Genomic DNA, 23,802 nt, shown 5'->3' with positions numbered 1-23,802 from the left:
CCATTGGGCGTTGGCCCGGTAAACGCAAGCGGCCCGAACAATCTGATTGTTCGGGCCGCTTGCGTTTTCAGCGAGGCGTGATTACAGCGTGAACTTCACTCGTGTTGCTTCGAACGCGCCGGCTTCCCTTGGGTGGATCAGTGCGTCGTAATCGCCGGGGGCGTATCCGCTCATGGTCAAAGACCAGGTTGTGCCGTTCGAGTGCGGTACGACCAGGTTGTCAATGCTGCCGTCGGGCTTCTTGATTTCAAGCATTGCAGTGTATGGCACGTTTTCGATGCCGAGATCGCCGTGCAGAAGTGGTGTCGCGGTGTTGTCAAACTTGATGGAAGCTTTCATGTGAAGTGCTCCTTGGTGAGTGGAGGCACGATTGTTGGTTTTCGGCCTGCATCGAGGAACAGGGTATGGCTACCCCCGGCGCGGGCTGCTGAAATGCTCGGGATGTCCCGTGAAAACGACCGACATACCTGACTGCACCCGCCTTACGAGGTAAACTTGCCACCCCCGCAGGAGTTGCCATGAATTATCGTCACGCCTTCCACGCCGGCAACCACGCCGACGTCCTCAAGCATATCGTGCTGACCCGCCTCATCGCCCTGATGTCGCGCAAGGAGCAGCCGTTCGCCTACATCGACACCCATGCCGGCCTCGGTCTGTACGACCTGCAAGGCGATCAGGCGACCCGCACCGGCGAGTACCTGGAAGGCGTCGCCCGCCTGTGGAATCGCGATGACGTGCCGGCCATGGCCGCCGACTACCTGCGTATCATCAAGCGTCTGAATGCCGATGGTGAGCTGCGCTACTACCCGGGTTCACCCGAGCTGGCTCGTCGCCTGATGCGCCAGCAGGATCGTGCCCTGCTCAACGAGAAGCACCCGGAAGACGGGCCGCTGCTCAGAGAGAACATGAAGAAGGACCCGCGTGTGGTCGTGCACCTGGGCGAAGGCTGGCATGTGCCGCGTGCCTTGCTGCCCGTGCAGGAAAAGCGCGCGATCATGCTGATCGACCCGCCGTTCGAGCAGGCAGACGAGCTCAAGCGCTGCACCACCTCGATGAAAGAGGCGATCGGCCGCATGCGCCAGACCGTCGCGGCCATCTGGTACCCGATCAAGGACCAGCGCTCGCTGACCCGCTTTTACCAGGACCTGACCAGCACCGGTGCGCCAAAGCTGCTGCGGGTCGAGCTGTATGTGCACCATCAGGATAGTCCGCAGGGTCTCAACGGTTCTGGCCTGGCTATCGCCAACCCGCCTTGGGGGCTGGAAGAAGAGCTGCGCGAGCTGCTGCCTTGGCTGGCCAAGGAGCTGGCACAGACTGCCGGCAGCTTCCGCATGGACTGGCTGATCGCCGAATAATTCTGCTTGCCTGTACTGGCCTCATCGCCGGCCAGTACAGGTTGCCGCGTTGCGCATATGTTTGCGTTATAATCTCGCCCTTTAGCCGCCACCCGCCCATGAGGCCGCTGGCGCATCTCTACCGAATGAAGAGGCTAATCCCTTGGCATTGACGATTCTTGGCCTGTCCGGCGCCCTTAGCCATGACCCTTCCGCGGCCCTGTACATCGACGGCAAACTGATTGCCGCCGCCGAAGAAGAGCGCTTCGTGCGTGACAAGCATGCGAAGAACCGCATGCCCTACGAGTCGGCGAAATTCTGCCTGGAACAAGCCGGCATCAAGCCGTCCGACGTTGACGTGGTGGCCATCCCGTTCGCCCCGATCAGCCTGTTCGGCAAGGCCCGCTGGCACTACGCCAAGCGCTACTGGTACGCTCCGGACCGCGCCCTCGACGCCATCCTGATGGGCAACCGTCGCTACAAGCGCTACCGCAAGAAGATTGTCTGGTGCCTGGAGCAGCTGGGCTTCGACCCGAAGAAGGTCAAGATCGAGCCGGTCGAGCACCACCTGGCCCACGCCTCCAGCGCCTATCACTGCTCGGGCTTCAAGGAAAAGACCGCGATCCTCGGCATCGACGGCAAGGGTGAGTACGCCACCACCTTCTTCGGCTACGGCGAAAACGGCAAGATCCACAAGATCAAGGAATTCTTCGATCCGGACTCGCTGGGTGGCCTGTACGGCGCAATCACCGAGTTCCTCGGTTTCGAGATGCTCGACGGCGAGTTCAAGGTCATGGGCATGGCGCCGTACGGCGACGCCAGCAAGTACGACTTCTCCCGCCTGGCCAGCTTCGAGAACGGCGAACTGGTGATCAACACCGAGTACGCCAACGTCATCGGCCTGCGCCGTTATAAAGAGAAGGGCAAGGGGTTCTACTTCTCGCCGAAGCTGATCGAATGGCTGGGCCCCAAGCGCGAAGGCGACATCGCCGACGAGCCGTACATCCACTATGCGGCCAGCATGCAGGCGTTGTTCGAAAAGATCGCCCTGCAGATGATCGACCACTACCTGGGCGACACCCTGCGTGAAACCGGCAAGCTGGCCTTCGCCGGCGGCTGCGCGCTGAACGTCAAGCTCAACCAGAAGATCATCGCCCGTCCTGACGTCAAGGAGCTGTTCGTCCAGCCGGCTTCCGGCGACGCCGGTACCGCCGTCGGCGCTGCTGCCTACGTTTCCCACGCCCGTGGCGTGCCGGTCGAGAAGATGGAGCACGTCTACCTCGGCCCGTCCTACTCCAACGAAGACGTGATCGCCGCCTGCGCCCGCCACCCGAACGCGCCGAAGTGGCGCAAGCTCGACGACATGCCGCAGCGTATCGCCAAGATCATGGTCGAAGGCAACCCGGTAGCCTGGTTCCAGGGCCGCATGGAATTCGGCCCACGTGCCCTGGGCGGGCGTTCGATCATCGGCTGCCCGAGCGTGCCGGGCGTGGCCAACCGCATCAACGAGCAGATCAAGTTCCGCGAACGCTGGAGACCTTTCTGCCCGTCGATGCTCGACACCGTCGCCCCGCAGATGATCAAGGTCGACCACCCGGCGCCGTTCATGACCTTCACCTTCGAAGTGGCTGAAGAGTGGAAGACCCGTGTGCCGGAAGTGGTCCACGAGGACGGCACCTCGCGTGCCCAGGTGCTCAAGCGTGAATACAACCCGCGCTACTACGACATGATGAAGGCGCTGGAAGACCTGACCGGCAACGGCGTGTCGCTGAACACCTCGCTGAACCGCCGTGGCGAGCCGATGATCTGCTCGCCGACCGACGCGCTGAACATGTTCTTCGGTTCGGACCTGCAGTACCTGATCATGGAAGACATCCTGGTCGTGAAGGACGGCGCCGCCGCCTATGACCAGCCGCTCTGAAGCGCGGATCCTGCAGTTCTGCCATGGCTATGACGGGCCGTTCCTCGATTGCGCCCGTCAGTACGCCAGCCTGTTCCAGGGCAGCGGCTACAAGGTCACCACCGTGTTCCTCACCGGCGCTGCCGACCCGCAGGTTGCGGCTGGCTGCGCGTCGGACGAGGTGCTGTTTCTCGAATTCAGCTCCAAGGCTGTGCGCGGCCTGAAGCTCGGTGCCATTCGTGCCCTGCGCCGTATCGCGGCCGAGCGCAATTTCAGCTTCTGCATCGCGCACCGTTTCAAGCCAATCTATGTTGCGCTGCTGGGCACCGGCTTGCCGGTGATCGGCGTGCACCATGCGTTCGGCGACTATGAGCGCAAGGGTCGGCGCCTGTTCGCCAACCTGTTCAGCAAGCGCCTGAGCCTGCTGGGTGTGTCGGATGCGGTGCGTGACGACATGCGCCGCTGCTTGCCGCAGTGGCCGGCCGAGCGTATCCAGACGTTGTACAACCGTATCGACATCGACGCCCTGCAAGCTGCCCTGGTACCCCGTGCCGAAGCCCGCGAGGCGTTGGGCCTGGATGCCCAGGCATGGGTGGTCGGCAACGTCGGCCGCCTGCACCCCGACAAGGATCAGGCGACCTTGCTGCGTGGCTTTGCCGAGGCGCTGCCGGGCCTGCCGGCCGGTGCACGCCTGGCAATCCTTGGCAAGGGCCGCCTGGAGGCCAAGCTCAAGGCACAGGCTGCCGAGCTGGGTATTGCCGCGCAGGTGGACTTCCTCGGCCAGGTGCCGGATGCGCGTCGCTACTTCCAGGCTTTCGATGTGTTCGCCCTGAGCTCCGACCATGAGCCGTTCGGCATGGTCCTGCTCGAAGCCATGGTCGCTGGCGTGCCGCTGCTGGCCACGGCGTGCGGCGGTGCGCGAGAGGTGGTCGAAGGTGTTGGTGTGCTGTTCCCGCTGGCCGATGCCGGGCAACTGGCACAGGGTCTCAAGCACATGGCTGCGCTGAATGAGCAGCAGCGTGAAGCCTGCGCCGCGCATATGCTGCAGCGCCTGCACGAGCGTTTCTCCGACCAGGCCGTGCGCGAGGCGTTCTGGCAGTTGCCACAGGTTCGTGCGCTGGTGGGGAAGGCTTGATGCTCAATCATATCCAGGCCTTCCGCGAGCGCGGTTGGCAGGCCATTGATGCGCCTGCCTACGCCGAGGCGTGGGCGCGTTTCGGCGGCAGCGTCGCGACGCACCCGTTGGTGGTCGAGCAACTGGCGGACCTGGCGCAGATTCCGGTGCGTTACCTGGGCTGGTACCGGGCGGGTGAGCTGAAAGCTGCCATCCCGACCTGGGGGCGTCATCTGGCGTTGTCCAAGGACGTGCTCAAGCGTGCCGGCAAGAAGGCCCTGTTCGACCTTGGCAATGCCGAGATCATCCTGCCGGCCACGGCTGATGCCGGCGCGCCGTTGCGCCATGGCGCACGCTACCTGTCCGAGCTGAACCAGGGCCGCTTCAGCGGCCTCAAGGTGCAGAAGGAGCAACTGGCCATGGCCCGCGCCCATGAAGACCTGTCGAAGAAGTTCCGCTACAACCAGCGCCGCGAATTGCGCCTGCTGGAAGAAGCGGGCGGCGTGGTGCGCCCGATCAGCGACTTCAGTGCGCAGCAGATCGCCGCCATGTACTGCGACCTGTTCCAGCGCCGCTGGGGCTTCCCGGCCACCGGTGCCGAGCGCATGGCCGAAGTGCTGGAGCGCCTGCGCGAGCTGCTGATCGGCTCGGTGCTGATGCTCGACGACAAGCCAATCGCCATCCAGCTGGTGTATCGCGTCGAAGCGCCTGAGTGGATCAGCGTCGAATACATCAACGGCGGTGTCGACCCGGAAACCAAGGCCTTCAGCCCAGGTAGCGTGCTGAGCTTCCTCAATACCCAGGCGGCCTGGGACGATGCCAAGGCGCGCAACAAACCGCTGCGCTTCTCGTTCGGCCGTGCTGACCGGGAGTACAAGGACCGTTGGTGCAACCCTGTGCCGGTATTCCAGGCGTGAGCCGCAAGCAGCAGTTGCTAAAGCGCCATCGGCGCAACAAGCGCCTGGGCTTGCTTGCCAGCCTGGTCGTGCTGGTGGCGCTGGGTGTATTCACCTGGTGGTGGCTGCCGCTGTTGCTGCTGCCGTTGCTCTGGGCCGCTCACGAAGCCTGGTTCGCCGACCACCTGTTCTATGCGCCTGGCGAGGATTACGCCTACCGCTTCGGCGAGCTGAGCCACGAAGCGCCGGTCGTGCTGCGCGACGGGCTGCTCAAGGTGGAGGCGGCGTTGCAGGGCGATGAGACCCTGGTGCTTGAAGTGCGGGTGAAAAGCGGCTGGCTTGGGCGCTTCCTCGATCCGCGGGTCGAGCTGCTCGGCGACGAGCTGCGCGATCAGCAGACCTTCGAGCGCGGTGTCGATGGGCTGCGCTTCCTCAACCTCACCGGGTTGGCGGCACCGCTGCAAGCGGGCACGCTGCACCTGCGCGGGCGGCATTGCCGGCTGGTGGGTGAGCCGCGCCTGTGGATAACACCCAGCGTCGAGCTGCAGCGTCGTCGCGTGATGGTGATCGCGCCGCATGCCGATGATGCCGAGCTGGCCGCTTATGGTTTGTACAGTCAGGCGGACGAGACCTGGGTGGTGACCCTGACTGCGGGTGAGATCGAGGCCGAGCACTATCAGCAGATGGGCCTGGGCAAGTCGGAGGCTGCCCGCTTGAAGGGACGCCTGCGCGCCTGGGACAGCATCGCCGTACCGCGCTGGGCCGGCGTACCGGAGTCACGCTGCATGCAGTTGGGGTATTTCTGCCTGCAGCTGCCCGCCATGCAGCTCGCCCCTGACCAGCCTGCTGCCTCCCGCGAAGCGGACATGGCCGATATCCGCCCGTTCCGCCAGTTCAACCCGTTCCCGCTGCCGGCGGACCGCGATGGTGCGCCAACCTGGCAAAACCTGCTGGCCGATTTGCGGGCCCTGCTGGAAATGGCCAAGCCTGAAGTGCTGGTCATGCCGCATCCGCAACTTGACCCACACCCTGACCATATCTGCGCCCAGGCGGCGGTCATGGAGGCTCTGCAAGGCCTGGCCTGGCAGCCGCAGACGCTGCTGTGCTACGCCAACCACCTGCATGACAACGACCGCTGGCCCATGGGCGACAGCGGCGATGGTGTGGCCTTGCCGCCGCAACTGAGCGCAGAGCAGGCCTGGGCGCCATGCACCCTGCTGCTGGATGTCGCTACCCAGCGGGACAAGGCCATGGCCTTGGGCATGATGCACGACTTGCAGCCCCCTGCACCGTTCAAGCGCCGCCTGCGTCGCTTGCTGCAGCGCTGGCTGGCGGGGCGCCGGCCGTCGCCTTACGGAGAGAATGAGTTTTTCCGCAAGGCCGTGCGCCGGCATGAATTGTTCTGGCGGCGTGAGCTGTAAACCCGACCGCGATGGCGCAGAGCGCCCAAGGAAAGCAATGAAAGTCCTATTTCTGGTACAGAAGGAACAGCGCGCGATCCTCGATCGCCTGTACGACGGCGTCGCGGCCAACTGCGAATGCGACCTGCGCTGGCTGACCAGCGAAGACCAGCGCAACCTGCGCCGCTACTTCAAGCGTGAAGTGCAGGTCGAGCGCTATGACCGCATCGTCTTCTTCCTGCGCTTCAAGCAAGAGATCCGCCAGGCCGCCTTCATCCGCACGGTGCCGAACCTGGTCATTCTTGAGCATGACGCCTACCAGAACTACATCCCTTGCAAGTACACCGGCAAGTTCAGCGCGCATTACCGCAAGCTGCCGTGGGCGCGGGTGATCAGCTCTGGCTACATGGTCAGCGAGCGCCTGCGCCAGGAGGGCTTCGACGCGGTCTTCGTGCCCAAGGGCTATGACGAACAACTGCTGGCCGACCAGGGCCGCGAGCGCGATATCGAACTGGCGTTCGTTGGCAGCACCAACAGTGTTGCCTACAGCGGACGCAAGGCACTGCTGGACGAGTTGGGGCAGGTCGAGAACCTGGTGGTGACCCGCACCAAGTCGGGTGAAGACTACTGCAACACCCTCAATCGCATTCGCTTTTTCGTCAGTGCCGATGTCGGCATGGGCGAGTACATGATCAAGAATTTTGAAGCCATGGCCTGTGGCTGTGTGCTGCTGGCATACGACCAGGGCGAGGCAGAAAATCGTGCACTGGGGCTGCAGGACATGGTCAACGTCGTGTTCTATGACAACATTCCGACGCTACAGGCCAAGTTGCGCACCTTGCGTGAAAACCCTGCGCTGGCGCAGGAGATTGCCGAAAATGGTCGCGAGCTGGCAGTGTCGCGTTTCAGTTTCGCTGCAGTGGGGCGGAGCATCGTCGAGCATATGCGCCCGGCACTCAGGCCTCAGCCGCCGCTGTCTGCCTGGCAGCGCTTGCGGCTTAAGCTCGGCTTCTGATCATCAGCATGTCCGATGACAGCGTTCGCTGAAGGTTTCATGGTGATTACGGGCACTAACCCGAGTTGCCAAGGTCGTCTAAGGGACAGCAGTGCTGTCCAGCATTTCCAGCCTATGCTGGAGAGGGGGCGCTTTCCCGACGCCATGTCGGGTGAGACCGGCATTGACGCTGGTTATGGGCGCCCTTATCTGCATGGGAAATCCGATTCTTGTTAAATGAAGTTGCAGTCCCACCTGGCTTGCACGGGAGAGGGGCGCTATCCCCATGAATATTGTCAACATGATGTGGGCAGGCGGTTCGCCGTACATGTCCATCCACAAGGTCCACCAACAGGTGCTGTCGCACGCGGGGGCCGATGCCACCATCAGTAACTGGTTGTTGCTCGGCGGTAAGCTGTGTCATAGCCGCGGCCCCACCCGCGTGTGGCACATACCGCAGCGTGTGCTGAAGGGTAAAAGCTTTTGGCGGCTGTTGCTGCCTTGGCAGCGCCTGCGTCTGCGCAGGGCGCTGCAACAAGCCCAGGCTGACGTGATCCTGCTCGACGGCGTCGGGGTCGCACGTTTGGTGCTGCCGGTGTTGCAGCAAATCCCGGGAGTGCGGGTCAAAGTGCTGTTCCATGGCAGTACCCGGCTGAATGCCAGCGATGTGCGTTTGTTGAACCAGTTGCCCTCTGAGCGACTTAGCATCGCAGCCGTTTCGCAAACCTTGGCGCGCTCGCTGGAGCAGGATATTGGGCGTCCTGTGCAAGCGCTACGCATGGCATTCGACCCGCAGGCCTTTGCCAGGCCGCTGCTCAGCCGTGAGCAGGCTCGCCAAGTGCTGGCGTTGCCCCAAGCCTCAGGTCAGGTGCTCGGAGCGGTGGGGCGGCTGGTAGAAAGCAAAGGCCTCGAGATGCTCATCGAGGCATTCGCCAAGGGGGCAGCCAGCCGACCGGACATGCGCCTGGCGATTGTCGGTGATGGCCCTCTGCGCGCCAGCTTGCAGGCGCAAATTGACGCTCTGGATCTGGCCGGGCGGGTGATGTTGTGTGGCCACCACGATGAATTGCAACAACTCTACCGGGCGTTTGACTGGCTGCTGGTGCCGTCGCGTGCGGAGGGCCTGGGCCTTGTGGTGCAAGAGGCCGTAATGGCGGATCTGCCGGTGATCTGCAGCGATCTGCCAGTGTTTCGTGAGCAGTTGCGGGAGGCGGGCTGCTACCTGCCGGTTGGCGGCGTCGAGGCCTGGTCCCAGGCAATCGAACGCTGCGATGCCCCCAGCGCTCAGGCCATGGCCGCTCGTCAGCGCGAGGCGCTGGCACCCGAGGCGGCATGGCAGGCGTTCTGTGACGGGGCGCAGAAGCTGCTGCGTGGTTGACCTCAGCGGGCCAGCAGAGCTGCCTCGAAGTCGGCGAGAGGGAATTGGTCTCCCAAGTTCTCCCGCTCAATGTAACGCACCATGTGTTGCACATTGCGCCTGATCATTCGCGCGGACAGTGGCGGGCGCAGGAAGCGCATGTCTGCCACATCGATCAGGCCGAGGCGCTGGTCAGGCGTTACCACGACATTGCCCAGATGCAGCGACCGGAAGTACACGCCGTTGCTGTGCAGTTGACGGATCAGTTCGATCAGCCGGGGCAGGTAGTTGGCCCAGCTAAACCCTGCATCACGCGATAGCTGCAACAATGTGCGCCCTGGCAGCGGGCGATACAGCACTGCTGTCCTGCCTGGTACATCGAGTTTGTGCTGGCTGATCACTTCAAGAGTGGGGATGCCGAATTGCTTGAGTCGAGCAGCATTGTCAACGAAACGTTGTGAGTATGGTCGCAACAATGCGGATGAAATCAGACGTTTCCTGCGAAAAATCTTAAGGAAGTTTCCATCTTCAAGCAGGTAGACTTTGGCGCCATGGCTATCTGCCTCTAGCACCTGGGCACCAAGTGTCATCTGATCGAAGTCGACCTGGGAGAGGCGGGAGCACTGCATGTATAGGGCCTTGTCGTCTGGCAAGCAAAAATGACTGGCAATAATGCCGAAAATAAAGCTGTTGCACCATGTCTGGTGTCATTTCGCGTTACCGGGGAGAAGGGATGTTGTATCAGAAAAACTGGGCCAAGGCCTGGTTATCATTGGGATTGATCTGGTTCCTGGCAGCCATTGCCTTGGCGCCCAGCAACAAGTTGTATCAGCAAGGCATGATCCTGTTCATGTGGTTGCCAGCCTTGTTGATGGCGTGGTCGGCGCGACGCATTCTGCTTGAAGCCTGGCAGCGTCAGCCCGCACTGTGGGGAGCGCTGGTGCTGTTCCTGCTCTGGGGGGCATTGAGCCTGGCCTGGTCAAGCAATGAAGAAGTCGCGCGTGAAAGCAAGCGGCTGATCTACATTCTGCTTTTCTTGCTGGCGTTCCCGCTGATAGGGCAAATGGGCCCGTCCCGCATTCGCCTGTTGTTGCGGATCGGTGCTGGCTTGCTGGCGATTGCTGCGCTGGTCTCGATTGTCAGATTCTATGGTGTTCTGGCGATGCCGCTGATTACGCGCCTGGAAGGTATCGGCGAAATCTCGCACCCGATCCTGGGTGCCTATGTTGTCGGCGTAGCTGCTCTGCTGCTGCTCTACGATCTGCCAAAACAGCGTGCCTTGCGCCTGGGGTGGCTGCTGGCACTGGCCTGCCTGAGCGCATTCGTCGCCTTGAGCCAGAGCCGTGGTGCGGCAGTGGCGCTGGTCATTCCTGTGATCATGGCCCCCCTGTGGTTCCGTGACAGGCACAGCCAGCTCATGGCGCTGTTCGCCGTGGTGAGCACCGGGTTGGCCTTTTACGCCGTCTATGATCTCATCGCCGCGCGCGGCTCGTCATTCCGTCCCGAAATTTTCCGCTCGGCGCTGCACATGATCGGCGAGCACCCATGGGGCGGCCTGGGGCTGGGTGGCCATTACAAGGTTGAAGCTGCGGGCCTGCAGTTCGATCACACCCACAACATGTTCACCCATGTTGCGGTTGAGTTCGGGGTGCCTGGGATGCTGCTGTGGATTGCCGTGTGGCTGTTCGCGCTTGGAGAGATCGTTCGAGCGCGCGACACGGTCTTTGGCAAGATTCTGCTCTGCCTGTGGATCTACTCGACCATGGCCATGCAGTTCGATGCCGCCAGCCTCACTGCAACGCCCCGGGCAGAGTGGTTCGTCAGCTGGCTGCCGGTCGGCCTGGTCATGTTGTTGCCATGGATGCGTGCCGAAAATGATGCCTGTGGTAAAATTTGCGGTTCAACCTGAACAGCGAGCTCGATGATGGCCGAAACACCGCGACCGGCGGAGCACACCTCCAGCCTGAAGATCTACTTCCGGCTGCTGAGCTATGTGAAACCCTATGTCGGCATTTTCCTGCTGAGCATTGTCGGTTTCGTGATCTTTGCTTCGACCCAGCCCATGCTGGCCGGGATACTCAAGTATTTCGTCGACGGGCTGAGCAACCCGGAAGCGGTGTTGTTCCCCACTGTCCCCTACCTGCGCGACCTGCAGTTGCTGCAGGCGGTGCCGCTGCTGATCATCCTGATCGCAGCGTGGCAGGGCCTGGGCTCGTTTCTGGGCAACTATTTCCTGGCCAAGGTTTCCCTGTGCCTGGTGCATGACCTGCGCGTCGAGCTGTTCAACAAGCTGCTGGTGCTGCCCAACCGCTACTTCGACAACCACAACTCGGGCCACCTGATTTCGCGGATCACCTTCAACGTGACCATGGTCACCGGTGCTGCTACCGATGCGATCAAGGTCGTTATCCGTGAAGGCCTGACGGTGGTGTTCCTGTTCGGCTACCTGCTGTGGATGAACTGGCACCTGACCCTGGTGATGGTCGCCATCCTGCCGGTAATTGCGGTGATGGTCAGCATTGCCAGCAAGAAATTCCGCAAGCAGAGCAAGAAGATCCAGTCCGCCATGGGCGATGTGACGCATGTCGCCTCCGAGACCATCCAGGGTTACCGCGTGGTCCGCAGCTTTGGCGGTGAAGCCTACGAGCAGCAGCGCTTCGGCAATGCCAGCCAGAGCAACACCGACAAGCAGCTGCACATGACCAAGACCGGCTCGCTGTACACGCCGCTGCTGCAGCTGGTGATTTACACCGCCATGGCGGCGTTGATGTTCCTGGTGCTGTTCCTGCGCGGTGAATCCACCGCCGGTGACCTGGTGGCCTACATCACCGCGGCGGGCCTGTTGCCCAAGCCGATCCGCCAGCTGTCGGAAGTCAGTTCGACCATCCAGAAGGGCCTGGCCGGTGCCGAGAGCATCTTCGAGCAGCTGGACGAGCAGCCGGAGATCGATACCGGTACCGTCGAGAAGGACCGTGTGGAAGGCCGCCTCGAAGTGCGTAACCTGAGCTTCACCTACCCTGGCACCGAGCGCGAGGTGCTGAGCGACATCAACTTCGTCGCCGAGCCTGGGCAGATGATTGCTTTGGTCGGGCGTTCGGGCAGCGGCAAGTCGACCCTGGCAGCGTTGATCCCGCGCTTCTACCACCACGACCAGGGGCAGATCCTGCTCGATGGCGTGGAGATCGAGAACTATCGCCTGCGCAACCTGCGTCGCCATGTTTCCCAGGTGACCCAGCATGTCACCCTGTTCAACGACACGGTGGCCAACAACATCGCCTATGGTGACCTGGCTGGCGCCCCGCGTGCCGATATCGAAGCGGCAGCCGCAGATGCCTATGCCAAGGAATTTGTCGACCGCCTGCCAAAAGGCTTCGATACCGAAGTCGGTGAAAACGGCGTGCTGCTCTCCGGTGGCCAGCGCCAGCGCCTGGCGATTGCCCGGGCGTTGCTGAAGAATGCCCCACTGCTGATCCTCGACGAAGCCACGTCGGCGCTGGATACCGAGTCCGAGCGGCATATTCAGGCGGCCCTGGATCACGTCATGGAGGGCCGTACCACGCTGGTGATCGCCCACCGCCTGTCGACCATCGAGAAGGCCGACCTGATCCTGGTGATGGACCAGGGCCGTCTGGTCGAGCGCGGTACGCATGCCGAACTGCTCGCGGCCAATGGCCATTATGCCCGCCTGCATGCCATGGGCCTGGATGAGCCGGCCAAAGCCGATATCACCTGACCCGCCTTGATCGGGGCCGTATCGGCCCCGATTGTCACGGGAATGTTCCAGGGTGTATCTGGCCGTAAAGCCGTCGCCTACCCTGTGCTAATATCCTGCCCCTGTTCATTATTTCCATATGGGTTGCCCATGAAGTTGTCCATGCCGCGTTTCGATCAAGCCCCGGTACTGGTGGTCGGCGATGTCATGCTCGACCGCTACTGGCATGGCGGTACCTCGCGTATCTCGCCTGAAGCGCCAGTGCCGGTGGTCAAGGTCGATCAGATCGAGGATCGCCCCGGCGGCGCGGCCAACGTTGCCTTGAACATCGCCGCCCTTGGCGCACCAGCCTCGCTGATCGGCGTCACCGGCCAGGACGAGGCCGCCGACAGCCTGGCCAACAGCCTGCAGGCCGCAGGCGTGCGTTCGGTGTTCCAGCGCATCGCGCACCAGCCGACCATCGTCAAGCTGCGGGTCATGAGCCGTCACCAGCAATTGCTGCGCATCGATTTCGAACAGCCGTTCGCCACCGACCCGCTGTCGCTGGGGGCGGAAGTCGACACCTTGCTCGAAGGCGTCAAGGTCCTGGTCCTGTCCGACTATGGCAAGGGCGCGCTGAAGAACCATCAGAGCCTGATCCAGGCCGCACGTGCCAAGGGCATTCCAGTGCTGGCCGATCCCAAGGGCAAGGATTTTTCGATCTACCGTGGCGCCAGCCTGATCACGCCGAACCTGAGCGAGTTCGAGACCATCGTCGGCCGCTGCGCCGATGAGGCAGAACTGGTCGCCAAAGGCCTGCAATTGCTGCAGGCCCTGGACCTTGGTGCGCTGCTGGTGACCCGTGGCGAGCATGGCATGACCCTGCTGCGCACCGGTCAGCCGGCGCTGCACCTGCCTGCACGGGCTCGCGAAGTGTTCGATGTGACCGGTGCCGGTGATACCGTGATCTCGACGCTGGCAGCGGCCATTGCCGCCGGCGAAGACCTGCCTCACGCGGTGGCCCTGGCCAACCTGGCGGCCGGCATCGTGGTCGGCAAGCTGGGCACCGCCGCAATCAGTGCCCCGGAACTGCGCCGGGCGATCCAGCGTGAAGAAGGCTCCGAGCGTGGCGTGCTGGGCCTGGAGCAACTGCTGCTGGCCATCGACGATGCGCGGGCGCACAAAGAGAAGATCGTCTTCACCAACGGCTGTTTCGATATCCTGCATGCCGGGCATGTCACTTACCTGGAGCAGGCGCGTGCACAGGGCGATCGCCTGATTGTCGCAGTCAACGACGATGCGTCGGTCAGCCGCCTGAAGGGCCCGGGTCGTCCGATCAACAGCGTTGACCGGCGCATGGCCGTACTGGCTGGCCTGGGCGCGGTGGACTGGGTGATCAGTTTCCCAGAAGGCACCCCGGAAAACCTGCTGAGCCAGGTCAAGCCAGACGTGCTGGTCAAGGGCGGGGACTATGGCATCGACCAGGTGGTAGGTGCCGATATCGTCAAGGGCTATGGCGGCACCGTGAAAGTGCTGGGGCTGGTCGAAAACAGCTCGACCACGGCCATTGTCGAGAAGATCCGCAAGAACTGATCGATTGCTGGGGCTGCAAAGCAGCCCCAGCTGCTATTTATGAAGTGAAGTTCGGGCCCGTTCCAGTAGCGCCCGTGCCTTGTCGCCCAAGCGCTGCAAATGCGAAGCCGGCGCCACCTTGCGCTCCACCAGCCCCTGCTGTTTCACCCAGTCCTTCCAGCGAATCCGCTCATCTGCCACCACCCAGCCTTCCTGGCGGGCAAAGCTCTCGGCCAGGTACAGGCCCCGGGTACTCGCCGGCACCAACTCATCCTTCTTCAACGTGTAGAGCTCCGCCAACGGCTGCCCATCCTGCACCGGCATCAGGTACAGGTCCGGCCGCTTGCGGTTGAGCCGCGCCACCAGTTGGTCGCCTTCCAGGCGCTCATCGACATGGAACAGGCTGAGTTTCTTGGTCTCCCTCGGCACCTGCAGGCGCATGTCGTAGATCAACTGCAGCGAAGCCGTCGGCAAGTGCACATAAGCCCGTGGCCGTTCCAGCAACATCAGGTTGCCACAGTGCACCGGGCGGGCAGCCCCTGACTCCGGCGTCAGCACAAAGGGTAATGCTTCGCGGTAATGCAGTGCGGCGGCATAAGGAGCTGGCAGCCAAGTATCGTTGAAGCGCCCGCTCAGCCAGCCTTCCGGGGTCTCCAGCAGGCATTCTTCAGCGACCTCCTGGACGGCGGTGTGCAGCGGCAGGTTGAGCTCCTGGGCGGGGACATAGCCGGAAATCAGTTTCAAGACCACATCGCCGCGGTCCTGGCGGCGCTGCCTTACCAGCACCCAGTAATCACGGTGCTGCCAATGCAGGGTCAGGCGAACGGAAACACCCAGGTTGGCCAGTTCGACCACGAAGCGCTGCTTGTCGGCAAGCTGGATGGCGCGCCGCCGTTGCTGGGTCTGGGCGAAGTTCAGGGGCATGCCGATGCTCTGGTAGACCAGGCCTTCGGGGGTGGCTTCGACATGCAGCGGCAGTGTCTTGAAGTTGCTCGGGTTCTTGCGGATCAGCGTACGCGCCACGAGGCTCCTCCTTGCGTCGGGTCAGTCTCCAGGCCCAGCTTGGGTGGGTGACAACTCAATGCTGGCCCAGGATGCGGGCGACGGTGGCCACGTTGTGGGCCAGGTGCAACGGATTGATGGTGCCGACGATAGCACTGCTCACGCCTGGGTGGGCGAACAGCAGCTCGAAGCTGGCTTGCACCGGATCGACCCCCGGGGCAAGGCAGATGTGCCCGCTGGCCAAGGCCTTCTTCACCAGAATGGCTTTGCCGTGTTCGGCAGCGTAGTCCAGCACCGGGCGTTCTGCCTGCTCGTTGAGGTTGTAGGTGACCATGGCGCAATCGCCTTGCTCCAGCGCCTTCAGGCCACCGGCGACGGTCTTGCCTGAAAGGCCATAGCCGAGAATCTTGCCTTCCTGCTTGAGCGCGGCCAGGGTCTGGTAGACCTCCTCCTGTTCAAGGATTGCCAGGTCATTGCCGTCGGAGTGCACCAGCACCAGTTCGATGCGGTCAGTTTCCAGGCGGCGCAGGCTGCGCTCCACCGAGCGGCGGGTGTGGGCGGCGCTGAAGTCGAAGCTGGACTGGCCGTCTTCGAACTCCTCACCCACCTTGCTGACGATCACCCATTCATCGCGCTGGCCGCGCAGCAAAGGCCCCAGGCGCTCTTCACTGCGGCCATAGGCCGGGGCGGTGTCGATCAGGTTGATACCCAGCTCGCGGGCCTGGGCCAGCAGCATTCGGGCTTCGTCATCGCCGGGGATGGTGAAGCCATTGGGGTATTTGACGCCCTGGTCGCGGCCCAGCTTGACCGTGCCCAGGCCCAGTGGCGAAACCTTGAAACCGGTGCTGCCCAGGGGGCGGTGCAAGCCATGCAAGGTTGGCAAGGTCATGGCAGCAGTTGCTCCCAGGCCGGTACACCCAGGGCCGGGCGTGGCAGGCCGGAAAGGTCGGCCTGCGCTGTCGGGCGTACGCCATCGCGTTCCAGGCTGGCCAGTACACGGTCAGTGAAGTCCGGCGCCAGTGCCAGTTTGGTCGGCCAGCCCACCAGCAGGCGCTGCTGTTCGGCGAGGAAGGCGTTGTCGGGGCGCACCAGGCCAGACTGTGCGGGCTCGGCGCGATCGACGCGCAGGGTCGCCCAGCGCACCTGGTTCTGGTCGACCCAAGGCAGCAGGCTGGCAATTTCCTTCTGTGCTGCAGCGATTTGCGCGGCTGGCTCGCGGGCTACGCCATCGGCTTCGGCCAGGTCGCCGCCGAGGTACCAGACCCACTGGCCATCGGCCGCCGGGTGGGTGGTGACGGTCACGCGCGGCTTCGGCCCACCGCCCAGGCAGTGCGCATAAAGCGGCTTGAGGTTTGGCCCTTTGGCCAGGACCATGTGCAACGGGCGGGTCTGCATGGCAGGTTGCTTCAGGCCCAGGGCATGCAGCAGGTCTTCGGTGCCAGCGCCGGCGCTGAGCACGATGCGCTGGGCGCGGATTTCACGGCCGTCGACGCGCAAGCCGAGCAGTTCGTCGCCCTCGCGCAGCGGTTCGATCTGTTCGCCAGCGAGCAGGCTGTCACCGGCCAGTTCGGCCAGGTTCGCCAGCAGGCTGGGCACATCGATCACCAACTCTGCCAGGCGGTAGACCTTGCCCTTGAAGGCACGGTCCTGCAGGGCCGGTGGCAATTGCTCGCCCTTTACCTGATCGACCCGGCCACGTACCGCCTTGCTGGCGAAGAAGCTGGTCAGGTTGCCGGCCAGGGTGCCTGGCGACCACAGGTAATGGGCATCGGAAAGCAGGCGGGTGCTGGTCAGGTCCAGCTCGCCGTTGCCTGCGATCGCTTCGCGCCAGCGTCGCGGCATGTCGGCGATGGCTTCCGAGGCACCGGTCAGGGCGCCATGCAGGGCGTACTTGGTACCGCCATGGATGATGCCCTGGGACTTGATGGTCTGCTCGCCACCGAGGCTGGCGCGCTCCACCAGCACTGTCGAGTAACCCAGGCGACGCAGGCGGGCATTGAGCCAGAGGCCTGCGACCCCGGCGCCGACGATCAGTACGTCAGTGGAAATGGCGGTTGGCATGGCGGTACCTCGAAGACTGGGACAGCTGGCAAGTATACAGGCTGCCTTAGTGCCCGGCAGTGTTGGAAAACAGCTGAATCACAACCACGCCACCCACGATCATCGCCATGCCCAGCATTGCCGGTACATCCAGCTTCTGCCCATAGATCACCAGCGCCGCCACGCTGATCAGCACGATGCCAAGGCCCGACCAGATCGCATAGGCGATGCCCACCGGAATGCTGCGCACCACCAGGGTCAGCATCCAGAACGCGATCCCGTAGCCGACCACCATCAGCAGCAACGGCAACGGCGTGCTCAGCCCCTTCACCGCCTTCATGGAGGCAGTGGCGATGACTTCGGCGCAGATGGCGATGGCGAGATAGGTATAGGCGTTCATTGCTGGATCCTCCGGTGACTGGCTGGGCATTCTAGAGATTACCCAGATGCGGTAAAGTCATTACCTATCCATATGGGAGATAGGTTGATGGCCGAGCAATGGAACCTGGAACAACTGCGCACCTTTCTGCGTGTTGCCGAATTGCGCTCGTTTTCCGCAGTGGCCCGCGAACAGCGCAAGGCACAGTCGGCCGTCAGCAATGCCATCGCCCTGCTCGAAACCGACCTCGGCGTCACGTTGTTCGAGCGCAGCAGCGGGCGCCAGCCGAAACTGACTGAAAATGGCACGGCGTTGCTCGAAGATGCCCGCGAACTCTTGCGCCAGTGCGAACGCCTGGATGGCCGTGCCCTGGCCTTGATGCGTGGCCAGGAAGCCTTGTTGCGGGTGGCGCAGGACGAGGCGATGCCTTATCAGCCAGTGATCGACAGCCTCGACGAACTGGCTAGCCGTTACCCTTACCTGGAGGTGCAACTGGCCAGCGGCGCCCAGGGCGATGTAGCGCGCAAGCTGGCCGAGCGACGCGCCGACCTGGGGCTGTTCTTCCACCACGAAAGCATCCCGGCATCACTGGAGCGCCGAGCGTTGGGCAGCGTGGAAATGGTGACGGTATGTGCGGTTGGTCATCCACTTGCTCGCGAAGGCCAGGTCACCCGCCAGCAGCTGGCCCGCCACCGGCAATTGCTGATCACCCCGCAGCAAAGTGGCTACCCCGGCGGCGAGGCGATCAGCCCGCAGGTCTGGCGTGCCGACAGCTTCTACGCCATGGCCGAGCTGCTGATGCGGGGCCTGGGCTGGGCCTGGCTGCCGCGGCATGTGGTGCAATACCCGACCTACCAGGCATACATGGTCGAGCTCGACAGTGAATGGCGCCCGCCCGCACTGGTGGCAGAACTGGCCTGGCGCCGCGATGAACCACTGGGCCCGGCTGCGCAATGGTTGGCCGAGCGCTTTGCAGTGCACCTGCGCGCGATCGGGTAAACTCCGCGGCCATGAACAGAACACTCTATACCTTGCTGTTTCACCTGGGCCTGCCGCTGGTTGCGCTGCGCCTGTATCTGCGCGCACGCAAGGCACCGGCCTATGGCCAGCGCATCGGCGAGCGCTTCGCCCGCAACCTGCCGGCCATGCGCCAGGGCGGGATCTGGGTGCATGCGGTGTCGGTCGGTGAAAGCATTGCCGCCGCACCGATGGTGCGTGCGCTGCTCAAGGCCTACCCGGACCTGCCGATCACGCTCACCTGCATGACCCCGACCGGCTCCGAGCGCATTCGCGCGATGTTCGCCGATGAGCCGCGCATCCAGCATTGTTACCTGCCCTATGACCTGCCGTGGGCGGCGGGGCGCTTTCTCGACCATGTGAAGCCCAAGCTGGGCATCATCATGGAAACCGAACTGTGGCCAAACCATATCCATCAGTGCGCCAGGCGCGGTATCCCGGTGGCCTTGGCCAACGCCCGATTGTCCGAGCGTTCAGCCCGTGGCTATGGGCGCTTTGCCAAGCTGACCCGGCCGATGCTGGGTGAGATGAGCCTGATCGCCGTGCAGACCGAAACCGAGGCCCGGCGTTTCCGTGATCTGGGCGCTCGCCCCGAGTGTGTCCAGGTGACCGGCTCGATCAAGTTCGACCTGAAGCTCGACGAGCACTTGCAGCCCCGTGCCAGGGCATTGCGCGAACAGTGGGGCGCCGACCAGCGTCCAGTATGGATCGCTGCCAGTACTCACGAGGGTGAGGATGCCTTGATCCTGCAGGCGCACCGGCAGTTGCTGCAGGTACATGGTGATGCGCTGCTGATCCTGGTGCCGCGCCACCCTGAGCGGTTTGATGCCGTGCAGGCCTTGTGCGCCGGGCAGTTCGCCACCGTACGCCGCTCTGCCGGCACGCCGGTGGATGCCCGGACACAGGTGTTGCTTGGCGACACCATGGGTGAGTTGCTGTTCCTCTATGCCCTGGCCGACATCGCCTTTGTCGGCGGCAGCCTGGTGGCCACGGGCGGTCATAACCCATTGGAACCTGCGGCACTGGCATTGCCGGTGCTCATGGGGCCGCATGTGTTCAACTTCCTTGAAATCAGCGCGATGTTGCGCGAGGCGGGGGCGTTGCAGCAGGTTGATGATGCCGAAGGGCTGGCCGAGGCGGTGCGTCGATTGATCGAGCTGCCTCAGGATGCACAGCGCATGGGCGAGGCGGGCAGGGCGGTGATGCGGGCCAACCAGGGCGCCTTGCAGCGCTTGCTGGATGGGCTGGGCAAGCTGCTTGGCTGACGCTTGTGTTGGCTTCTTCGCGGGTTCACCCGCGAAGAAGCCAACACCGGTCTCAAGGCCTGCGCTCGAAGTTCTTGGCAGCAGCGGCCGCCAGGTCCGGTGGCAGGAAGTCCTTGTCCGGGTTGTAGTCCGGTTTCAGGTATTGCTTGAGGTCCTGCAGATCCTGCGGGCTCAAGGTCCCTGCCGCCTGCTTCAGGCTCAGGTTGTCGAGAATGTAGTCATAGCGGCTGTTGTTGTAGTCGCGCACCGAGGTGTACAGCTGGCGCTGGGCGTCGAGCACGTCGACGATGTTGCGGGTACCGACCTGGTAGCCGATCTCGGTGGCTTCCAGGGCGCTCTGGTTGGAGATGATCGACTGCTTGCGCGCCTGCACCTGCTCCACATCGGTGTTCACCGCGCGGTGCAGGTTGCGGGTGTTTTCCACCACCTGGCGGCGCAGGCTTTCCCGTTGCTGTTCGCTCTGGCTCAGGCGCTGGTAGGCCTCGCGTACCTGCGAGCTGGTGAGGCCACCGCTGTAGATCGGGATGTTCAACTGCAGGCCGACGCTGGTCTGCTCCACATCACCACTGTAGCGCTGGCCGAACGGCGACGGGTTGGTGAAGCCCAGGCTGTCGTTGTCACCTTTTTCGTACTTGGCCACCGCATCGAGGGTCGGCGCGTGGCCGGCCTTGCGCTGGCGCAGGGTTTCTTCGGCGGCGGCAACGGCGTGGTTGGTGGCCAGCAGGTTGAGGTTCTGGCGGCCGGCGGTTTCCACCCAGGCCTTGGCGTCGTTGGGTGTCGGCACCTTCACCGGTAGCGTGTGGACGACACCCTGAATCGAGCTGTACTCGCGGTTGGTCAGGGTGACCAGGGCCTCGAAGGCATCCTGCACCTGGCGTTCGGCGATGATCCGGTTGGCCCGGGCGGTATCGTAGCTGGCCTGGGATTGCAGCACGTCGGTCTTGTCGGACAGGCCAACGTCGAACCGTTCGTTGGACTGGTCCAGCTGGCGCTTGAAGGCTGCTTCTTCAGCCTTGGTCGCCGCCAGGTTGTCCTGGGCGCGCAGCACGGAGAAGTAATCCTGCGCAGTCTGCAGGATCAGGTTCTGCTCGGTAGCCGACAGTTGCAGCGCCGCCTGCTCGTTGACCGCTTCGGCAGCCTGCAGCTGGAACCAGCGATCAGCGCGGAAGATCGGTTGCGCGAGGGTCGCGCTCCAGGTATTGCCGCTGCGGTTGGTGGTGGCTGAAGGCTGGTCGATCTTGGTGCGGGTATTCATCATCTCGGCACCGGCCGAGAGGTTTGGCAGCAGGCCGGCGCGGGCCTGCGGCACCACTTCTTTCTGGGCGCCATAATCGGCACGGGCGGCAGCAAGATCGGCGTTGTTGTCGACCGCTTCCTGGTAAACACTGACCAGATCGGTCTTCACCGTCGTGGGCATATCCGCTGCCCAGACCACTCCGTTGGACGCACAAGACACGGCTATCGCCAGTGAAAGTTTGCGCAGCATAAAGGCAATCCTTGTACGAAATTTAATTACTGAACTGTTGAGTATCGAGCGACGGGCCAGTGTAGTGCCATGCGCATCTGCCAACAATCATAGGCTGCGCCTTTCATCTCACCTGCGTTTTACCCGCTTGGCTTTGCCGACCACTCCAGTCTAGACTGCGCATGTTCTTGTCGGGGTGCCTTGAAGCAAAGGCTGAGATCGCAGAGGTGCGGATCCCGTTGAACCTGATCAGGTTAGCGCCTGCGTAGGGAACAAGATTGCTCGCCTTCCCGGGGAGCCTCTTGTGCCAGGTCCGGGAATGTCGCAGCTGCATGCAGCTCCAGGCACCCCCATATCCGGCACTGCACCCGTCACAGGGTGCGTCCACGCCTTTCAGGTTCACCCCGACATTCCCCTGCTAGGAAGCCGTCTGGAGAGCCTGTGATGACCAAACAAGAAAAAACGATCAACCTCAGCGAATCGGCGCAAGTCGATCAGCAGTCCGTGCAACCGTTCCCGCGTTCGCGCAAAGTCTATGTCGAAGGCTCGCGCCCGGACATCCGCGTGCCCATGCGCGAAATCAGCCTGGACGACACCCCGACCGACTTCGGCGGCGAAAGCAATGCGCCGGTGCTGGTCTATGACACCTCCGGCCCGTACACCGACCCCAACGTCATCATCGATGTGCGCAAGGGCCTGGCCGACGTACGTTCGGCCTGGATCGACGCACGCGGTGACACCGAGCGCCTGGACGGCCTGAGCTCCGACTTCGGCCAGCAGCGCCTGAACGATGCCGAACTGGCCAAGCTGCGCTTCGCCCACGTGCGCAACCCGCGGCGTGCCAAGGCTGGCGCCAACGTCTCGCAGATGCATTACGCCCGCCAGGGCATCATCACGGCCGAGATGGAATACGTGGCCATCCGCGAGAACATGAAGTTGCAGGAAGCACGCGCCGCCGGCCTGCTCAACGAGCAGCATGCCGGCCACAGCTTCGGTGCCAACATCCCGAAAGAAATCACCCCGGAATTCGTCCGTCAGGAAATCGCCCGTGGCCGCGCGATCATCCCGGCCAACATCAACCACCCGGAAGTGGAGCCAATGATCATTGGCCGCAACTTCCTGGTGAAGATCAATGGCAACATCGGCAACAGTGCCCTGGGCTCCTCGATCGAGGAAGAAGTAGCCAAGCTGACCTGGGGCATCCGCTGGGGTTCGGACACCGTCATGGACCTGTCCACCGGCAAGCACATCCACGAAACCCGCGAGTGGATCATCCGCAACTCGCCGGTGCCGATCGGTACCGTGCCGATCTATCAGGCCCTGGAGAAGGTCAACGGCGTGGCCGAGGACCTGACCTGGGAGCTGTTCCGCGACACCCTGATCGAACAGGCCGAGCAGGGCGTGGACTACTTCACCATCCACGCGGGTGTACTGCTGCGCTACGTGCCGCTGACCGCCAAGCGGGTCACCGGTATCGTCAGCCGCGGTGGCTCGATCATGGCCAAATGGTGCCTGGCGCATCACAAAGAGAACTTCCTGTACACGCACTTCGACGAGATCTGCGAAATCATGAAGGCCTACGACGTCAGCTTCTCGCTGGGCGACGGCCTGCGCCCAGGCTCGATCGCCGACGCCAACGACGCCGCCCAGTTCGGTGAGCTGGAAACTCTCGGCGAGCTGACCAAGATCGCCTGGAAGCATGATGTGCAGTGCATGATCGAAGGCCCTGGCCACGTGCCGATGCAGCTGATCAAGGAGAACATGGACAAGCAGCTGGAATGCTGCGACGAAGCGCCGTTCTACACCCTCGGCCCGCTGACCACCGACATCGCCCCAGGTTACGACCACATCACCTCGGGCATTGGTGCGGCGATGATCGGCTGGTTCGGTTGCGCCATGCTCTGCTACGTCACGCCCAAGGAACACCTGGGGCTGCCGAACAAGGATGACGTCAAGACCGGCATCATCACTTACAAGATTGCCGCCCATGCTGCCGACCTTGCCAAGGGCCATCCGGGCGCGCAGATTCGTGACAACGCCTTGTCCAAGGCACGTTTCGAATTCCGCTGGGAAGACCAGTTCAACCTGGGCCTGGACCCGGACACCGCGCGTGCCTTCCACGACGAGACCCTGCCGAAGGAATCGGCCAAGGTCGCGCACTTCTGCTCGATGTGCGGGCCGAAGTTCTGCTCGATGAAGATCACCCAGGAAGTGCGTGAATACGCGGCCAAGATTGAGGCGGTGGACGTGACAGTCGAGCAAGGCATGCGCGAGCAGGCCGAGCGGTTCCGCCAGGAAGGCAGCCAGCTGTACCACAAGGTGTAATTACAACAACAGGGCGGTGCGCGAGGCGCACCGCATCGCCGGCAAGCCGGC

Annotated in this window: 21 protein-coding genes and 1 riboswitch; of the genes, 14 read left to right on the top strand and 7 right to left on the bottom strand. The window is 63.2% G+C overall.

The annotated features are described in order from the left end of the window. Window positions 1–81 precede the first annotated feature (81 nt). Window positions 82–339, bottom strand: coding sequence for a hypothetical protein (locus F6X59_RS24195; protein WP_152958599.1), 258 nt, complete (start codon window positions 337–339; stop codon window positions 82–84). Between the two features lie 179 nt (window positions 340–518). Between F6X59_RS24195 and F6X59_RS24190 the strand changes: the two genes are divergently transcribed. From F6X59_RS24190 to F6X59_RS24160, 7 genes are all read left to right on the top strand, one after another. Continuing rightward, window positions 519–1,355, top strand: coding sequence for a 23S rRNA (adenine(2030)-N(6))-methyltransferase RlmJ (locus F6X59_RS24190; RefSeq protein WP_152958598.1), 837 nt, complete (start codon window positions 519–521; stop codon window positions 1,353–1,355). A 142-nt stretch (window positions 1,356–1,497) separates the two neighbouring features. Continuing rightward, a complete protein-coding gene (locus tag F6X59_RS24185) occupies window positions 1,498–3,255 on the top strand; it encodes a carbamoyltransferase (RefSeq protein WP_152958596.1) in 1,758 nt (585 codons plus the stop codon). Further along, entirely contained in the window at window positions 3,239–4,369 is a 1,131-nt protein-coding gene (locus F6X59_RS24180) for a glycosyltransferase (RefSeq protein WP_152958594.1), read from the top strand. Before F6X59_RS24185 ends, F6X59_RS24180 begins: the two co-directional genes overlap by 17 nt. Next, entirely contained in the window at window positions 4,369–5,265 is an 897-nt protein-coding gene (locus F6X59_RS24175; RefSeq protein WP_152958593.1) for an antimicrobial resistance protein Mig-14, read from the top strand. The genes F6X59_RS24180 and F6X59_RS24175 overlap by 1 nt, the downstream gene beginning before the upstream one ends. Then, window positions 5,262–6,665 (top strand): PIG-L family deacetylase, encoded by a 1,404-nt coding sequence (locus F6X59_RS24170; protein WP_346654554.1) that lies wholly within the window; start codon window positions 5,262–5,264, stop codon window positions 6,663–6,665. The genes F6X59_RS24175 and F6X59_RS24170 overlap by 4 nt, the downstream gene beginning before the upstream one ends. 37 nt (window positions 6,666–6,702) lie before the next feature. Continuing rightward, window positions 6,703–7,659, top strand: coding sequence for a glycosyltransferase (locus F6X59_RS24165; protein WP_152958589.1), 957 nt, complete (start codon window positions 6,703–6,705; stop codon window positions 7,657–7,659). Between the two features lie 265 nt (window positions 7,660–7,924). Continuing rightward, the gene (locus F6X59_RS24160; RefSeq protein WP_152958588.1) at window positions 7,925–9,016 is read left to right on the top strand and encodes a glycosyltransferase; all 1,092 of its coding nucleotides are present in this window, start codon (window positions 7,925–7,927) and stop codon (window positions 9,014–9,016) included. Window positions 9,017–9,018: 2 nt separating this feature from the next. On the opposite strand, the gene F6X59_RS24155 is transcribed toward F6X59_RS24160, so the two are convergent. Beyond that, window positions 9,019–9,624: a toluene tolerance protein gene (locus F6X59_RS24155; protein ID WP_152958586.1), complete on the bottom strand. Its 606-nt coding sequence runs from the start codon at window positions 9,622–9,624 to the stop codon at window positions 9,019–9,021. Window positions 9,625–9,667: 43 nt separating this feature from the next. Between F6X59_RS24155 and F6X59_RS28775 the strand changes: the two genes are divergently transcribed. The 4 genes from F6X59_RS28775 (at window position 9,668) to hldE (ending at window position 14,279) form a co-directional block, all read left to right on the top strand. Then, window positions 9,668–9,898: a hypothetical protein gene (locus F6X59_RS28775; protein ID WP_256669411.1), complete on the top strand. Its 231-nt coding sequence runs from the start codon at window positions 9,668–9,670 to the stop codon at window positions 9,896–9,898. After that, entirely contained in the window at window positions 9,801–10,904 is a 1,104-nt protein-coding gene (locus tag F6X59_RS24150) for an O-antigen ligase (RefSeq protein WP_306109987.1), read from the top strand. Before F6X59_RS28775 ends, F6X59_RS24150 begins: the two co-directional genes overlap by 98 nt. A 15-nt stretch (window positions 10,905–10,919) precedes the next feature. Further along, the gene (gene msbA / locus F6X59_RS24145) at window positions 10,920–12,728 is read left to right on the top strand and encodes a lipid A export permease/ATP-binding protein MsbA (protein WP_152958582.1); all 1,809 of its coding nucleotides are present in this window, start codon (window positions 10,920–10,922) and stop codon (window positions 12,726–12,728) included. A 129-nt stretch (window positions 12,729–12,857) separates the two neighbouring features. Then, a complete protein-coding gene (gene hldE, locus F6X59_RS24140; protein ID WP_152958580.1) occupies window positions 12,858–14,279 on the top strand; it encodes a bifunctional D-glycero-beta-D-manno-heptose-7-phosphate kinase/D-glycero-beta-D-manno-heptose 1-phosphate adenylyltransferase HldE in 1,422 nt (473 codons plus the stop codon). A gap of 33 nt (window positions 14,280–14,312) precedes the next feature. Here hldE and F6X59_RS24135 read toward each other — a convergent pair whose 3' ends face one another. Genes F6X59_RS24135 through F6X59_RS24120 form a run of 4 tightly spaced genes read right to left on the bottom strand, consistent with a single transcriptional unit; the run spans window position 14,313 to window position 17,700 of the window. Further along, a complete protein-coding gene (locus tag F6X59_RS24135) occupies window positions 14,313–15,281 on the bottom strand; it encodes a metal ABC transporter ATPase (protein WP_372240508.1) in 969 nt (322 codons plus the stop codon). Between the two features lie 55 nt (window positions 15,282–15,336). Beyond that, a complete protein-coding gene (locus F6X59_RS24130) occupies window positions 15,337–16,149 on the bottom strand; it encodes an aldo/keto reductase (protein WP_152958578.1) in 813 nt (270 codons plus the stop codon). Next, on the bottom strand, window positions 16,146–17,321 hold the full coding sequence (locus F6X59_RS24125; protein WP_152958576.1) for an FAD-binding oxidoreductase: 1,176 nt from the start codon (window positions 17,319–17,321) through the stop codon (window positions 16,146–16,148). Before F6X59_RS24125 ends, F6X59_RS24130 begins: the two co-directional genes overlap by 4 nt. 46 nt (window positions 17,322–17,367) lie before the next feature. Beyond that, entirely contained in the window at window positions 17,368–17,700 is a 333-nt protein-coding gene (locus F6X59_RS24120) for a multidrug efflux SMR transporter (RefSeq protein ID WP_152958574.1), read from the bottom strand. Window positions 17,701–17,787: 87 nt separating this feature from the next. On the opposite strand from F6X59_RS24120, the gene F6X59_RS24115 reads away from it, so the two are divergent. Both F6X59_RS24115 and waaA read left to right on the top strand, forming a co-directional pair. After that, window positions 17,788–18,678, top strand: coding sequence for a LysR family transcriptional regulator (locus tag F6X59_RS24115; RefSeq protein ID WP_152958573.1), 891 nt, complete (start codon window positions 17,788–17,790; stop codon window positions 18,676–18,678). An 11-nt stretch (window positions 18,679–18,689) separates the two neighbouring features. Continuing rightward, window positions 18,690–19,961 (top strand): lipid IV(A) 3-deoxy-D-manno-octulosonic acid transferase, encoded by a 1,272-nt coding sequence (gene waaA, locus F6X59_RS24110; RefSeq protein WP_152958571.1) that lies wholly within the window; start codon window positions 18,690–18,692, stop codon window positions 19,959–19,961. Between the two features lie 52 nt (window positions 19,962–20,013). Here waaA and F6X59_RS24105 read toward each other — a convergent pair whose 3' ends face one another. Next, on the bottom strand, window positions 20,014–21,447 hold the full coding sequence (locus F6X59_RS24105) for a TolC family outer membrane protein (RefSeq protein WP_152958569.1): 1,434 nt from the start codon (window positions 21,445–21,447) through the stop codon (window positions 20,014–20,016). A gap of 161 nt (window positions 21,448–21,608) precedes the next feature. Continuing rightward, a riboswitch (TPP riboswitch) is annotated at window positions 21,609–21,715 on the top strand. Window positions 21,716–21,870: 155 nt separating this feature from the next. Between F6X59_RS24105 and thiC the strand changes: the two genes are divergently transcribed. Continuing rightward, window positions 21,871–23,751 (top strand): phosphomethylpyrimidine synthase ThiC, encoded by a 1,881-nt coding sequence (gene thiC / locus F6X59_RS24100; protein ID WP_152958567.1) that lies wholly within the window; start codon window positions 21,871–21,873, stop codon window positions 23,749–23,751. Window positions 23,752–23,802 lie beyond the last annotated feature (51 nt).

Origin of the sequence: Pseudomonas sp. MN1F (assembly GCF_009391885.1) — a bacterium.
Classification (GTDB): domain Bacteria; phylum Pseudomonadota; class Gammaproteobacteria; order Pseudomonadales; family Pseudomonadaceae; genus Aquipseudomonas.
The sequence above is the reverse complement of the archived record's forward strand: the minus strand, read 5'-3'. Positions and strand labels throughout refer to the sequence as shown.